The sequence below is a fragment of the Pseudarthrobacter sp. NPDC092424 genome (genome assembly GCF_044754925.1).
Taxonomy (GTDB): Bacteria; Actinomycetota; Actinomycetes; order Actinomycetales; family Micrococcaceae; genus Arthrobacter.
On sequence record NZ_JBIVQC010000012.1, the window covers coordinates 35,174 to 47,748 of the forward strand.

Consider the following 12,575-nt stretch of genomic DNA (forward strand, 5'->3'; position numbering starts at 1 on the left):
GGTGGATGTTGAATGTGGGTCAGGCGAGGGCAATAGCCAGGGCTGGAGGAACCGGCGACAGGACAAGCCCGCCGGAGGCCGACGCTGCGCGGATGGCAGCGGCCTTGTCTGAAGCTCTCAGGAGCGCCTCTGCGTGCACTCTGTCGACGAACAAACCGAGGGAACATGGCCCGTGGTGGGCTTGAACCCACTTCACCGCCTCGTTAGCCGCCTTCCCCATGTCAGCGCCCGGTTCCGCGGCGGGGCCGGAGATGGTGGACACCGAGGCGGGTTTACCCGAGTTGTCGACGAAGAGGACCAGGCTTGCCCAAAGCAGGTTTTCATCGAAGATTCCGATGACCGCCGAGGAACCGGCAGGGACAAAGGTGCGGACAGCGGCTGCGAGATCGTTCGGCGGCGCGTCTTCCAGGATCAGTTCCAAATTTGCCCACTGGGACTCATCGACGTTTTGAAGCCCAGTGTTGGGATCGAGCGCGAGGGCGTCGGCGATCGTGTCAGCCATCCCGCTCCTTTCCTCCGTTGGTGGTTGGGGTCACTTCCGTAAGCGTTGATGGAATACCGTGAACGTTTACGGACACCATCGTAAACGTTTACGGAGAGAGGTGTCAACCATCACATTGCAATTCCTTTCCGGCGCGCGGGCCGGTGGCCCGGCGTAAGATCGAAAGGCATGGAACCCGAGGGTTTGTGCCATTGAGGTGCTAGACAGGAGAGAGTGTGGCAGGCACGACTGTTCCCCGCGAGGCGAACGAGAGGTTACCGGACGCCCCGTTGCGGCGGCGCAAGCCTACTATCAACGATGTCGCGAGCGCGGCCGGCGTGTCGTTCGGCACGGTTTCGCGGGTGCTCAATGACGCGCCGGATGTGAGCGCCGCGACACGGGAACGTGTCTTGCAGGTCATCAAAGACATCGGCTACCGGCGCAACCGGGCGGCCACTGCATTGGTTACCAGCCGATCGACGTCCATCGGCATACTTTCCGACGGTTCGCCGCGGTTTGGTCCTGTGGGTACGCTGATGGCTCTCGAAAACGTTGCCCGGAAGAAGGGCTATGCCACAACCGTCATCAGTGTCGAGAAGCCCTATGATGCGTCCGTCCAGGACGCCCTCGACACCCTGGACGATACCGGAGTGGGGGGAATCATCGTCATTGCCCCGGTGGTGGACATGGCAGCCGCCGTATGGAACGCCACGTGCCGCGTCCCTGTGGAGATGATTGCCGCCGGGGCATCCTCAACCCCCAACGTCTTCACGTACTCGGAAAACCAGGAACTGGGAGCGAGGCTGGCCACCCAGCACCTCATAGATCTGGGCCATAGGGACATCGCCCATATTGCAGGATCCATGGAATGGTTCGATGGCCGGGTGCGCAAACGCGGCTGGGAAGCGGCGCTGAGGGAGGCCGGACTCACGCCGGGGCTTTGCCTCGAGGGCGACTGGAGCCCCAGGTGGGCCTATGAGACGGGCATCCGGCTGGTGCGCGAGGGAAGAGTTCCCCAGGCCATCTTCGCAGCCAGTGACCACACTGCCCTCGGACTGATCCGGGCTTTCACCGAAAACGGCATCCGCGTTCCGGAGGACGTCAGCATCGTGGGATTCGACGACGTTGAAGGATCTGATTATTTCCTTCCTCCCCTGACCACCGTGCGCCAGGACTTCACCGCGCTGGCGCTGATGAGCACCGAGGTGCTTCTGGGTGCCATGGAGGGGCGGGACGTTGACCGCACGCCGATCCCGCCCACCCTTGTGGTGCGCGACAGTGCCCGCCAAGCCACCTCCCAAACGTAGAAACGGCAGGGAAGTGAGCGAGCGTTCGCGGAAAACCTGCATTAAGTGAGAGAGCGACGGCGGGACTACTAGCCGGGATCGCCTGCCGTGCCGTTCTCCCCGGCCTTCTGCAGTGTGAAGATCCCGTAGCGCATCGCGCCGGTGCGATAGGCGAGGATCAGGCGGGGAATGCTGAGAGCGAAGACGCGGTTCCGTGCGCGAAAGGCGAGGCGGCGCGTCTCCGGGTCGGTGAGGAAGGCCTTCAGGAGCCGGCCGGCACAGATCGTCCACGTGCGTGCCACCCGGCGGCTGACATCCTCAAAGCCGGTGACCGTAAAACCTGCTTCCGCAGCCATCGCCTCGTACTCCTCGCGCGTGCCCATCGAGGGCAGACGCCCTTCGCGGCAAATCGGCTCGAGCAGGTGGCGGACCTTCCAACCACTGGCGCCGGTCTCAGCGAGCCACGCACAGACAACGAAGCGGCCGCCCGGGGCCAGGACGCGGTGCGCCTCGGCAAAGAACCTGGGCTTATCGACCATGTGCTCGCTCGACTCGATAGCCCATGCGGCATCGGCGGAGGCATCGGCCAGGCCGTTGTCGAGCCAGTCGCGGACCCGGATCTCAACGTCCGGTACCGGGTGCGCGGCGGCATAGCGGGCCTGCTCGGCGGACAGCGTGAAACCGGTGACGCGGACCCCGCGCGTCACCGCGACCTGCCTGGCGGTGGCGCCGTAGCCGCAGCCAATGTCCACGCATGTTTGGCCGGGCGCGAGACGCAGCCGGTCGCCAACCGCGTCCACCAGCGCCTCGACCGCTTCACGAGGTGTCTCCCGGCCCGTCAACCAGAACCCGTGATGGACATGGTCACCCCACACCCGGCGGTACACGGGATCGAGGTCGTCGTAGTGGTCCGCCACCGCCACCGCGTTTTGGGAGATATCGGGAACGATCACGTCACACCAGCCAGCGCCACCAGCGTGGCTGCTCAGGTTCCGGCGTCGGTTCCGCCTCCGGCTCCTCGCCCAGGGCCAGCGCGGCCTGGACAATGTCGTCCGCGGTCAGCGTCATGACGGCCTCACGGTCCAGGGCGTCGAGGCTTTGTTCCTCGTCGAGCGACAGCCGCAGCGCCTGGCGGTTGAGCGCCTGTTCGAACAGCGTGCGGGCGAACCGCGCGTTGCCGGAATCCTCCCCTGCGTGGAGGCCGGTGAAGATATGCCGCAGCATCTGGTCCGCTCCCGGTTCGAGCATGTACTCGTGCTGGGCCAGCATCTGGTGGAAGATCGTCTGGAGCGCGTCGACGGAATAGTCGGGGAAGGTGATCTCGCGCGCAAACCGCGAGCGCAGCCCGGGGTTGGAAAGCAGGAAGGACTCCATGAGCCGCGGGTACCCGGCCACGATCACCACCAGCCGGTGGCGGTGGTCCTCCATCCGCTTGAGCAGGACCTCGATGGCCTCGGGGCCGAAGTCCATCCGGCCGTCCTCCGGGGCCAGCGCGTAGGCCTCGTCGATGAACAGGACGCCGTCCAGCGCGCGCCTAATCACGCGGTCGGTTTTGATGGCGGTCTGGCCGACGTACTGCCCCACCAGGCCGGAACGGTCCACCTCCACCAAGTGGCCCTTCTGCAGCAGGCCGACAGCGCGGTACATCTCGGCCAGGAGCCGCGCCACGGTGGTCTTGCCCGTGCCCGGGTTTCCCAGGAACACCAGGTGCTGCGACGTGGCCACCTCCGGCAGGCCGTGCGCCTTCCGGCGGGCCTGGACCTGGAGCAGTGCCACGAGGGCGCGGACCTGTTCCTTCACCGTCTCCAGTCCGACCAGCGCGTCCAGCTCCGCCTGCACCTCGGACAGCGGCCGTGCGGGCCCGGGCCTCGCACCCATGAGGTCGCCCACCAGGTCGTCAACGCGGTCCGACCCGGGCAGCTTGAGCTGATCGGCCAGGTGGCCGATGGTTTCGCGCAGGTCGTCGAGCGGGTTGCGGCCGTGAGCCATGCATCCACTGTAAACCTCGAAGCCCAGGTCCTGGATCCAGGCGCTACACGGAAAAGAAGCCGATAGAAATCGTGGGCAGACGCCGCCGGGTCGCTGAAATCAGTGCCCATGCTGCCAGACTATCGGTCAGGGCAGTCCACAGAAGGAGACAGGACATGGGGTTCCAGCCGTACCGTTCACCATCCACCGGGCGCGAGGTGCGCGCCGTCCTTTTCGACACCTTCGGGACCGTGGTGGACTGGCGCTCCGGTGTCGCACGGGAGGCAGCGGCCTTTGCCGCGGAGCGGGGGCACCACCTCGACGCCGAGGCCTTCGCGGACGACTGGCGCGCCCTGTACCAGCCGGCCATGGACGCCATCCGCAGCGGCGCCCGTGAGTTTGCCACGTTGGATACCTTGCACCGGGAAAACCTGGACCAGGTGCTCCGCCAACACGGCTTCGCCCCGGAGCGGCTCGATGCGGAAAGCCTGGAGAAGCTCAACAGGTCATGGCACCGGCTCCCGCCGTGGCCGGACAGCGTGGAAGGCCTGGCCGCCATCCGCCGCTGCTACATTGTGGGACCCCTGTCCAACGGCAACACCTCCCTGCTGCTGGACATGGCCAGGAACGCGGGCCTGCCGTGGGACGTGATCATCGGCTCGGACATGACCCGCACCTACAAACCGCTGCCGCAGGCCTATCTTCGGACCGCGGAGTTCCTGGACCTAGACCCCGGCGAAGTGATGCTCGCGGCGGCCCACAACGACGACCTGCAGGCCGCCCGGACAGCGGGACTGGCCACGGCCTTCATCGCCCGCCCCACCGAATACGGCCCGGCCCAGACGGCGGACCTTGCCCCGGAGGCCGACTGGGACCTCTCGGCCGCTAGCATTCCGGAACTGGCCGGCCTCCTCGGGACCCCGGGAAAGCTTCAGGCGGGGGTCCCATGGACCGGCTTCTCCGGTCGGCGCTTCCTGCGGATCAGGTAGCGCGCCACGAGTGCCGCAATGAGACCGGCAACGGTCACCAGCTGCACCTCGTCGAAAGACAGGCCGTCGATGTTCGGCTGGAGCTCCTCCTGCGTTGCCCAGCCGAAAAACACCTCGCTGACCAGAATCGCGGCACAGAAGTAGGCCACCGCAGAAAGCAGCCACACCCACTTGGGCAGGCCTTTGCCCACCATCAGACGGGCAATAAGGCCGAATGCCAGCGACATGGCCGCAAGCAGCGCCACGCCGCCGAATCCCAGGTCCCACTGCATGGACGTCTCCTTTCCCGGTGAACCAACCAGCCACTATTTGAGACTGAGCACCTCGTCGATGGGCCGCCCGTTGACGAACACCTGCGCGCTGGTGGCCCCCGACGCCGCCATGGCGGTGTACTCCAGCTGTGCCTTGGCACGCGGGACATCGCACACGCCGCCCAGCATGAACTGGCCGGTCAGCCAGATGGTGATGGTGCTGCCGCTCAGCTCGCCGCCGACGTACGCGAGGTTCGACTGGTACAGGGCATTCACCAGCCCGGACAGGCCCACGTCACGGCTCTTGTTCGCCAGCAGTGTCCTGATGCTGGGGCCCACCTGGTCCGTGAAGCGGACCGGCGCCGTGGTGGTGGCCACCGCACTGTCGCCGCAGCCGATGGCAGGCCCGGCCACGCCGTTATCCCCCACCGCGACGTAGTAGACCGTCAGCGGGGCCACCTGCTCCGACAGGCCTGTTGGCGCGGGCTCGGCAGTCGGCGGCGGGCTTGCCGGGGCGGACGACGGCGGCACGGACGTCGGGGCGACAGTCGCAGTCGGTGTGGCGGCAGGTGAGGTGGGGGACGCCGTCGTCGTTGACGTCGGGGAGGCGCTGGCCGTCGTCGTCGGGGCGGCGGAGGTGGCGGTCGGGGAAGGGGCCGGAGGCCCGAAGCATCCCGTGAGCATCATTAGGCCCGAGAGCCCCAGAACGCTGAATACCGGGATTTTGGGCCTGGCCATGATGCCCCCTTCGAGAGCGGGCCCGCGGGTGCCGGCCCTGTTCTCAAGCTACGCCCGGGGGTTTATCCGGAACAGGGACCTAAGTCCGTGCGGAAGCGTTCTCGGAAATCCTGCACTAAGTGAGAGAGCGTCGGAAGAAAACCTGCATCAAGTGAGAGAGCGTCGGTGGTGGGCGGGCCTAGAGTGCCGGGCGGAAGTGGCCGGGCCAGTCCTTCAGCCTGATCCGGCTCAGGTCCCGGATGTCGCCCAGGATTCCCCACTCGTCCAGCCCCAGCCGGGCCAGCGGTTCCAGCAGGTCGATCCGCGGGTGGCTGCCGTCCAGCACCGAATCACTCACGGCTGCGTGGGTCACTTCGCCGAACACCAGGGTGGAGTCCCCCATCGGCAGCACCGAGTGGAGCCGGCATTCGAGCACCGCGGGTGATTCCTTCACCCTCGGCGCGCGCACGGTGACGCTGGGCTCGCGGGCCACCCCGGCGGCGTCGAACTCGCTGACCTCCGGCGGGAAATTCGTGCCGGTCGCGTTGATCTCCTCGAGGAGGCTGGCCGGAGCGAGGTTGACGACAAACTCTCCGGACGCCGTGATGTTGCGGAGCGAATCCTTCTCCCCCACCGACGTGAACTGCACGATGGGCGGGCTTGTGGACGCGACGGTGAAGAACGAGTGCGGCGCAAGGTTGTCAATGCCGTCCGGCGAAACACTCGACACCCAGGCAATCGGCCGCGGCACCACCACCGCGGTCAGCAGCCGGTAGAAATCACGGGCGGACGCGGCCGAGGGGCTGAAGTCGGTGCGCATGCCGCCCTACGCCGCCGCGGGAAACGCCCCGGCCCCTGACAGCCCGGAACGCGGAGCCGTGCCCACCTTGCCGCAGATCCAGCGCCCCAGCTCCGTCGCCTTCTGCACATCGATGCCGGTGTGGAATCCAGCCCGCCCGAGCATCCACGCGAGGTCCTCCGTGGAGCTGTTTCCCGCCGCGCCGGGAGCGAACGGGCATCCGCCGAGGCCACCGACGCTGCTGTCGAAGACATCGACGCCCGCCGCCATCGCCGCATAGGTGTTGGCCAGCGCCGTGTGGCGGGTCTCGTGCAGGTGCGCCCTCAACTGCAGGTCAGTTTCCCCGCGCAGCCTGGCGAACGTCTCGCCCACCTGCCACGGCACCGCGCAACCGATCGTGTCCGCCAGCGCCACCTCCGCGAGGTCCGCGCGCGCCATGGCATTGCGTACGACGTCGAGGGTCTGCTCCGCGGGGACGTCACCCTGGTAGGGACATCCGAAAGCGACGGCGGCCGTGACGCTAAGCGGTATGGAGGCGGCCGCGGCAACCGCCGACACTTCCTCCAGGGCGGCGAGCGCGGCGGCAACGGTGGTGTTCTGGTTGGCGGCGGCGAAGGCGTCAGTCACCGGGAGCACATAGTTCATCTCGTCCACCCCGGCGTCGACAGCGCGGTGGGCACCCCGGGTGTTCAGGACCAGGCCGATATAGCTGGCGGCGCCGGTGCGTGGGACGGCCGCCATGACGGCGTCGGCGTCGGCCATCTGGGGAACTGCCTTGGGGTTCACAAAGCTGACGGCTTCGATCCTCTTGGCGCCCAGCCCGATCAGCTCTTGGATGAGCCGGACCTTGTCTTCGGTGCTGACGGGGGTCTTTTCGTTCTGCAGGCCGTCGCGCGGGCTGACGTCCACGATCGAGACGGGCCGGGTTTCATGGGCAAACGCCATCAGATTGCTCCTTCGCTGCGCGCGTTCTGCAGGTCTTCTTCGGTGAGGTTCAAGAGGCCCTGGTACACGTCCGCATTGTGGGAGCCGTGCACCAGGGGTCCGTTCCAGCCGATCCGGCCGGCGGAGCGGGTGAGCTTGGGGACGATTCCCGGCTGGACCACGGTGCCGAGTTCGTCGTCGGCCACTTCCACGAGCATGTCCCGGGCCTTGAGCTGCGGGTCCTCGAAGATGTCTTCCACGGTGCTCACCGTGCTGTTGGGAACACCGTGCTGATCGAGGAGACTGACCAGCTCGCCCGCGGTGTAGTTCACGGCCCAGTCGGCGATGACGCCTTCCAGCTCCTCCTGGTTGTGGCCCCGCTGCGCGTGGTCGCGGTATTTCGGGTCCTCCGCCAGGCCGGGCATCCCCATCGCCGCGGCCAGGCGCACGAAGACCGAGTCCTGGTTGGCTGCGATGACCACCCACTTGCCGTCGCTGGAGCGGAAGATGTTCGACGGCGCGATCCCCTTAAGTCCCGAACCGCTGGGTCCCGGGACAATACCGGTGGCGGCATAGTCCGGCACGGCGCTTTCCAGCAGTGAGAAGCAGGCTTCGACGAGGGAGACATCGACTACCTGGCCGGTTCCGCCGCGCGCGTCCCGCCAGTACAGGGCCAGCAGGATCCCCTGCAGGGCGTACAGCGAGCCGAGGCTGTCCCCCAGGGAAATGCCGGTGCGGGGCGGCGGCTGATCCGGGTAGCCGTTGAGGTGCCGCAGTCCACTGCGTGCCTCGGCGACGGAGGCATACCCGGGTTTTGACGCTTCGGGGCCAGTCTGTCCGTAGCCGGAGACGCGGGCAATGATGAGGCCGGGATTGACCTTCCACAGCTCTTCCGGACCGAGGCCAAGCTTTTCCATGGTGCCCGGGCGGAAGTTCTCCAGGATGACGTCGGTTTCCTTGCAGAGCTCCAGGAAGAGCTCCCGGCCGCGCGGGGCCTTCAAGTCCATGGTGACGCACTTCTTGCCGCGGGACTGGACAGACCACCACAGGGGATGGTCGTTCACCCGTGCCCGGCCCCATTCGCGCATGGGGTCGGGACGGTTGGGGGATTCGACCTTGATGACCTCGGCACCGAAGTCCGCCATCTGCCGTCCCGCGAACGGTCCGGCAATCAGTGATCCCAGTTCGAGGACGCGGACACCGGAGAGGGGACCGGCGCCATTGCCGGGGGCTTCAGCGGCAGTCGCCGCTGTGCCGGTTTCGAAAACCTTCATCAATTTTCAACTCCTGATTCCTGATGCGGACCGCGCTCGCCCGGAGGTCCAGGGGCGCCGTCGTACAGAAACCAGTATGCACCGAGCTCCTCATATTGTGAACAGAAAATCACGATATGGGCACGACCTCCGGTGGAAGGCTTCCCCCGATGAGCCGGGTTCCTTCAGCTGCGGCGGCGATGACCGGCTCCACCCAAGAGGCGCACACGTCGTAGGGCATCCTCATGGTGGGGCCCATGACGGTGAGTGCGCCGTAGAGTTCGGCCTGCGGCCCGAAGATCGGCACCGACAGGCCGCTGGCCCCGGAAACCCGCTCCCCGGTGGTGATGGCAAAACCGTCCGCACGGGTCTTGGCGACGGCAGCATCAAGGCTTGCCGCGTCGGTGATGGTCCGGTCAGTCATGGACTGGAGGCCCGAGCCGTAGACCCGCTCCGCAAGGTCGGTATTCCAGGCGAGCAAGACACGGCCCGCGGAGCCGGCGTGGAGCGGCATGATGTCGCCAACCTCCACCGCCCGACGGAGCACGCGCCGGGTTTCCGCCACGGCAATACACACCCTGCTGCCCTGCGACTCGCGGAAGATACACACCGTCTCACCCAGTTCGTCCCGCAGCCGGCGGATCACGGGCGTCAGCAGTTCCAGGAAGTCAAGGCCCTGGCGAGCGGGGGCGGCCCAGTGGGCCATGCGGATTCCGATCCGGAACTGGTCACCCCGGCGGTCGAGCATTCCCTCGTGCAGCATGTTGGTGACCAGGCGCTGCACGGTGGAGTGCGGCAGTCCGGTCTCCGCACGGATTTCGGCGAGGCTCATTTCCGGCCGCACCAACGAGAAGGCATCCAGGATGGCGGTGATCTTCTTCAGCACCAGCAACGGGGCGGCTGCGTTTTCGGTTGCGCTCATAGCTCGGATCCAGGTCCCTCTCAGTGGCTCTACGGCGGTTTTTGTAACCCCTTGTAGTGTGACAGACGTTACTGTTAGCCTTGTGCCCACTATATGGCCAACAACCCACAATGTGGTTAGCGGGAGAACAGCAATGACGCAGCCCTTTCAGCCTAGGTCTTCGAAGTACGCGGTCGAGCTCAACGGATGCACCAAGGAGTTCGCAACGCCCGGCGGCGGGTCGTACTTCGCTGTCCGGGACATCGACCTCAAGGTGGAGCCCGGACGCTTTGTCTCCATCGTTGGACCGACGGGGTCCGGCAAGTCCACCATCCTCAACATGGCAGCCGGCCTCCTGAACCCTTCCTCCGGCACGGTCCACAGCTTCGGCGAGCCCGTCCACGGCGTGAACCGCCGGGCCTCCTACATGTTCCAGCAGGACGCCCTGCTGCCGTGGAAGTCGGTCATCGACAATGTCAGCCTGGGCCTCACCATGGCGGGGGTATCCAAGGCCGAGGCCTATGACGAGTCACGCCGCTGGCTTGAACGGGTGGGATTGAAGAACTTCGCCGACCGGTACCCCCACCAGCTTTCCGGCGGCATGCGCAAGCGGACCGCAGTTGCCCAGGCCTGGATCGTCAACCCGGACATCCTGCTGATGGACGAACCCTTCTCCGCACTCGACGTACAGACCCGCCAGATCATGGAGAACGAACTCCTCCAGCTCTGGCAGGAATCCGACAAAGCCGTCGTGTTTATCACCCACGACCTGGACGAGGCCATTGCCCTGTCCGACGAGGTGGTCATCCTCGGAGCGGGGCCGGGCAGCACCGTCGTCGGAAGCTACGAGATCGACATCCCCCGCCCCCGGGACCTCCTTGAAATCCGTGACGATCCCAAGTTCGTCGAACTCCACAGGGAAATCTGGGGCCGCCTCAAGGTTGAGGTATCCAAGACGTACGAATCCGCACGTGAAGAAGAAGAGAGCGACGCAGCATGACCGTGGCACCAGCTCCGAAGAACATACAGCGTTTTCCCCTCCGGAAGGAGCAGAGTCCGGCGGCGGTCCGGCGTCCCAAGCGGAAGCGGCCTGAAGCATCCAACTTTTCCATCCGGATGGGGCAGCTCGGCCTGGCTGTCGCCGTCCTGGGCGCGTGGGAACTGCTGGGACGCGCCGGCATCATCGACCCGTTCTTCTTCCCCCTCCCCTCCGACATCCTGGCGACGGTATGGGTCTGGATCTCCACGGGCTTCGTCTTTCCGCACCTGTGGATCACCCTGCAGGAAGCGGTCCTCGCATTCATCACGGGTGCCACGGCCGGCCTGGTCCTCGGCTTCCTGCTGGCCCGCGTGCGGCTCCTCGAACGGCTGTTCGACCCGTTCCTGCAGATGTTCAACGCACTCCCCCGCGTTGTCCTGGCCCCGATCTTCCTGCTCTGGTTCGGCCTGGGTATCTGGTCCAAGGTTGCCTTCGGCTTCACCCTGGTGTTCTTCATCGTTTTCTTCAACACCCTGGAAGGCGTCAAGAGCGTGGACCGGGTCCTGGTGGACAACGCCAAGATGCTGGGAGCCAGTGAAAAGCAGCTCCTCCGCCACGTCTTCATTCCAAGCGCCCTGACCTGGATCTTCTCCAGCCTCCATATCAGCGTCGGCTTCGCCATTACCGGCGCGGTGGTCGGTGAATACCTTGGCGCCTCGGCAGGTGTCGGCTACGCCATCGCCCAGGCCCAGGGTGTGTTCGATACCGAGGGCGTGTTCGCCGGCATGTTCATCCTGATGGTCGTGGTCCTCATCATCGACCTCGGGGTCAACCGGGTGGAACGTCATCTCCTGCGCTGGCGTCCGCCGCAGCAGGCTTCCTAACCAGTCCAAAGCCCATCCGTCCGAAAGGGATTCCCATGTTCAGCTCCGCAAACCGGCAACGACGCCGCGTTTTCCCCGCCAAGCCACTCGCCGTCATCGCCGGCCTGGCCCTTGCCCTGTCCGCCTGCGGCGCCCCGCAGTCAGCACCTCCAGGCCAGGGAGGCACCGCCGGCGGAGGCGACGGCGACAAGGTGATTATCGGCGTCGGCGGCCAGACTCTGCTGACCTACCTGCCCACTACGCTGGCCCAGGAACTCGGTTACTACGAGGAGGAGGGCCTGAACGTCGAGCTCCAGGACCTGCAGGGCGGCTCGAAGGCGCTGACGGCGATGGTCGGCGGCAGCACCCACGTCACCAGCGGCTACTATGAGCACGCCATCCAGATGCAGGCCAAGAAGCAGTCCATCAAGGCGTTCGTGAACATGAACCTGTCCTCCGGCCTTGCGCTGGTGGTCGCGGAGAAGAACAAGGACTCCATCAAGTCCGTCGCCGACCTCAAGGGCAAGAACGTGGGCGTCACGTCGCCGGGGTCCTCCACCGACATGTTCGTGAAGTACCTGCTTTCCAAGAACGGCATGAAGCTCGACGCCGCGGCCGTATCGGCGATCGGTGCCGGGTCCTCGGCGGTTGCCGCCGTCGAGCAGGGCCAGGTGGACGCCGCCGTCATGCTCGAGCCGGACGTCACGGTCCTGGCCAAGCGGCTCGGAACCGAGCCGACGATCATCCAGGACGTCCGCACGCCGGAGGGCCTGAAGGAGGTCTTCGGCACCGATGCGTGGCCGTCGTCGAGCCTGTACGCCACGACCGCCTGGCTGGACAAGAACCCGGAGTCGGCCAAGAAGCTGGCCTCAGCCATCAAGAAGACCCTGCAGTTCATCGCGGACCACTCCGGCGAGGAGATCGCCGCGGAAATGCCGGAGAAGTTCGCCGGCGGGGACAAGGAGCAGTACGCCAAGGTCATCGAGGAGATGAAGGCGGCCCTGAGCAAGGACGGCGCCTTCACCGAGGAGGGCGTCGAGGCCGTCCTTGAGACGCAGCGGGTGGCCAACCCGGAGGTCGGCGAAACCGAGATCAAGCTCGAGGAAACCTACACCAACGAGTTCGTCAAGTAGTACCGCTTCCCTGCGGCCCGCCGGTCCACGG

The 12,575-nt window shown here is 66.1% G+C and carries 14 protein-coding genes; 5 read left to right on the plus strand and 9 right to left on the minus strand.

Annotation, left to right across the window (positions count from 1 at the left end; all coding sequences use genetic code 11):
- Window positions 1–19: 19 nt before the first annotated feature.
- Complete coding sequence (locus tag ACIQCN_RS14365) at window positions 20–502, minus strand: hypothetical protein (RefSeq protein WP_400605612.1); 483 nt, start codon at window positions 500–502, stop codon at window positions 20–22.
- A gap of 215 nt (window positions 503–717) precedes the next feature.
- Here ACIQCN_RS14365 and ACIQCN_RS14370 point away from each other — a divergent pair, with 215 nt between their 5' ends.
- Window positions 718–1,788, plus strand: a complete 1,071-nt coding sequence (locus tag ACIQCN_RS14370; protein WP_400605610.1) for a LacI family DNA-binding transcriptional regulator — start codon at window positions 718–720, stop codon at window positions 1,786–1,788.
- A 68-nt stretch (window positions 1,789–1,856) separates the two neighbouring features.
- Here the strand turns inward: ACIQCN_RS14370 and ACIQCN_RS14375 are convergent, their stop codons facing one another.
- Window positions 1,857–2,720 (minus strand): class I SAM-dependent methyltransferase, encoded by an 864-nt coding sequence (locus ACIQCN_RS14375; RefSeq protein ID WP_400611499.1) that lies wholly within the window; start codon window positions 2,718–2,720, stop codon window positions 1,857–1,859.
- A gap of 1 nt (window position 2,721) precedes the next feature.
- Window positions 2,722–3,756, minus strand: a complete 1,035-nt coding sequence (locus tag ACIQCN_RS14380) for an AAA family ATPase (RefSeq protein ID WP_400611500.1) — start codon at window positions 3,754–3,756, stop codon at window positions 2,722–2,724.
- A gap of 155 nt (window positions 3,757–3,911) precedes the next feature.
- Here ACIQCN_RS14380 and ACIQCN_RS14385 point away from each other — a divergent pair, with 155 nt between their 5' ends.
- Window positions 3,912–4,724: a haloacid dehalogenase type II gene (locus tag ACIQCN_RS14385; protein ID WP_400611502.1), complete on the plus strand. Its 813-nt coding sequence runs from the start codon at window positions 3,912–3,914 to the stop codon at window positions 4,722–4,724.
- On the opposite strand, the gene ACIQCN_RS14390 is transcribed toward ACIQCN_RS14385, so the two are convergent.
- The 6 genes from ACIQCN_RS14390 to ACIQCN_RS14415 all read right to left on the minus strand — a co-directional run bounded on the left by ACIQCN_RS14390 (window position 4,667) and on the right by ACIQCN_RS14415 (window position 9,590).
- The gene (locus ACIQCN_RS14390; protein WP_400611504.1) at window positions 4,667–4,996 is read right to left on the minus strand and encodes a hypothetical protein; all 330 of its coding nucleotides are present in this window, start codon (window positions 4,994–4,996) and stop codon (window positions 4,667–4,669) included. The genes ACIQCN_RS14385 and ACIQCN_RS14390 overlap by 58 nt on opposite strands.
- 33 nt (window positions 4,997–5,029) lie before the next feature.
- Window positions 5,030–5,713: a hypothetical protein gene (locus tag ACIQCN_RS14395; protein ID WP_400611506.1), complete on the minus strand. Its 684-nt coding sequence runs from the start codon at window positions 5,711–5,713 to the stop codon at window positions 5,030–5,032.
- Window positions 5,714–5,891: 178 nt separating this feature from the next.
- On the minus strand, window positions 5,892–6,512 hold the full coding sequence (locus ACIQCN_RS14400) for a flavin reductase family protein (RefSeq protein WP_400605583.1): 621 nt from the start codon (window positions 6,510–6,512) through the stop codon (window positions 5,892–5,894).
- A gap of 6 nt (window positions 6,513–6,518) precedes the next feature.
- Window positions 6,519–7,436 (minus strand): hydroxymethylglutaryl-CoA lyase, encoded by a 918-nt coding sequence (locus ACIQCN_RS14405; protein ID WP_400611508.1) that lies wholly within the window; start codon window positions 7,434–7,436, stop codon window positions 6,519–6,521.
- A complete protein-coding gene (locus tag ACIQCN_RS14410) occupies window positions 7,436–8,689 on the minus strand; it encodes a CaiB/BaiF CoA transferase family protein (protein ID WP_400611510.1) in 1,254 nt (417 codons plus the stop codon). The genes ACIQCN_RS14405 and ACIQCN_RS14410 overlap by 1 nt, the downstream gene beginning before the upstream one ends.
- A 109-nt stretch (window positions 8,690–8,798) precedes the next feature.
- A complete protein-coding gene (locus ACIQCN_RS14415; protein WP_400611512.1) occupies window positions 8,799–9,590 on the minus strand; it encodes an IclR family transcriptional regulator in 792 nt (263 codons plus the stop codon).
- 133 nt (window positions 9,591–9,723) lie between these two features.
- Here ACIQCN_RS14415 and ACIQCN_RS14420 point away from each other — a divergent pair, with 133 nt between their 5' ends.
- The 3 genes from ACIQCN_RS14420 (at window position 9,724) to ACIQCN_RS14430 (ending at window position 12,544) form a co-directional block, all read left to right on the plus strand.
- Window positions 9,724–10,569 (plus strand): ABC transporter ATP-binding protein, encoded by an 846-nt coding sequence (locus ACIQCN_RS14420; protein ID WP_400605573.1) that lies wholly within the window; start codon window positions 9,724–9,726, stop codon window positions 10,567–10,569.
- Between the two features lie 116 nt (window positions 10,570–10,685).
- Window positions 10,686–11,432, plus strand: a complete 747-nt coding sequence (locus ACIQCN_RS14425) for an ABC transporter permease (RefSeq protein WP_400611514.1) — start codon at window positions 10,686–10,688, stop codon at window positions 11,430–11,432.
- Window positions 11,433–11,467: 35 nt separating this feature from the next.
- Entirely contained in the window at window positions 11,468–12,544 is a 1,077-nt protein-coding gene (locus ACIQCN_RS14430) for an ABC transporter substrate-binding protein (RefSeq protein ID WP_400611516.1), read from the plus strand.
- Window positions 12,545–12,575 lie beyond the last annotated feature (31 nt).

Excerpts from the sequence above, each read along its gene's own strand:
- ACIQCN_RS14395 (WP_400611506.1), bottom strand. The coding sequence starts at position 5,713 with ATGGCCAGGCCCAAAATCCCGGTATTCAGCGTTCTGGGGCTCTCGGGC.
- ACIQCN_RS14410 (WP_400611510.1), bottom strand. The coding sequence starts at position 8,689 with ATGAAGGTTTTCGAAACCGGCACAGCGGCGACTGCCGCTGAAGCCCCC.
- ACIQCN_RS14405 (WP_400611508.1), bottom strand. The coding sequence starts at position 7,436 with ATGGCGTTTGCCCATGAAACCCGGCCCGTCTCGATCGTGGACGTCAGC.
- ACIQCN_RS14390 (WP_400611504.1), bottom strand. The coding sequence starts at position 4,996 with ATGCAGTGGGACCTGGGATTCGGCGGCGTGGCGCTGCTTGCGGCCATG.
- ACIQCN_RS14425 (WP_400611514.1), top strand. The coding sequence starts at position 10,686 with ATGGGGCAGCTCGGCCTGGCTGTCGCCGTCCTGGGCGCGTGGGAACTG.
- ACIQCN_RS14400 (WP_400605583.1), bottom strand. The coding sequence starts at position 6,512 with ATGCGCACCGACTTCAGCCCCTCGGCCGCGTCCGCCCGTGATTTCTAC.
- ACIQCN_RS14365 (WP_400605612.1), bottom strand. The coding sequence starts at position 502 with ATGGCTGACACGATCGCCGACGCCCTCGCGCTCGATCCCAACACTGGG.
- ACIQCN_RS14415 (WP_400611512.1), bottom strand. The coding sequence starts at position 9,590 with ATGAGCGCAACCGAAAACGCAGCCGCCCCGTTGCTGGTGCTGAAGAAG.
- ACIQCN_RS14380 (WP_400611500.1), bottom strand. The coding sequence starts at position 3,756 with ATGGCTCACGGCCGCAACCCGCTCGACGACCTGCGCGAAACCATCGGC.
- ACIQCN_RS14420 (WP_400605573.1), top strand. The coding sequence starts at position 9,724 with ATGACGCAGCCCTTTCAGCCTAGGTCTTCGAAGTACGCGGTCGAGCTC.
- ACIQCN_RS14430 (WP_400611516.1), top strand. The coding sequence starts at position 11,468 with ATGTTCAGCTCCGCAAACCGGCAACGACGCCGCGTTTTCCCCGCCAAG.
- ACIQCN_RS14385 (WP_400611502.1), top strand. The coding sequence starts at position 3,912 with ATGGGGTTCCAGCCGTACCGTTCACCATCCACCGGGCGCGAGGTGCGC.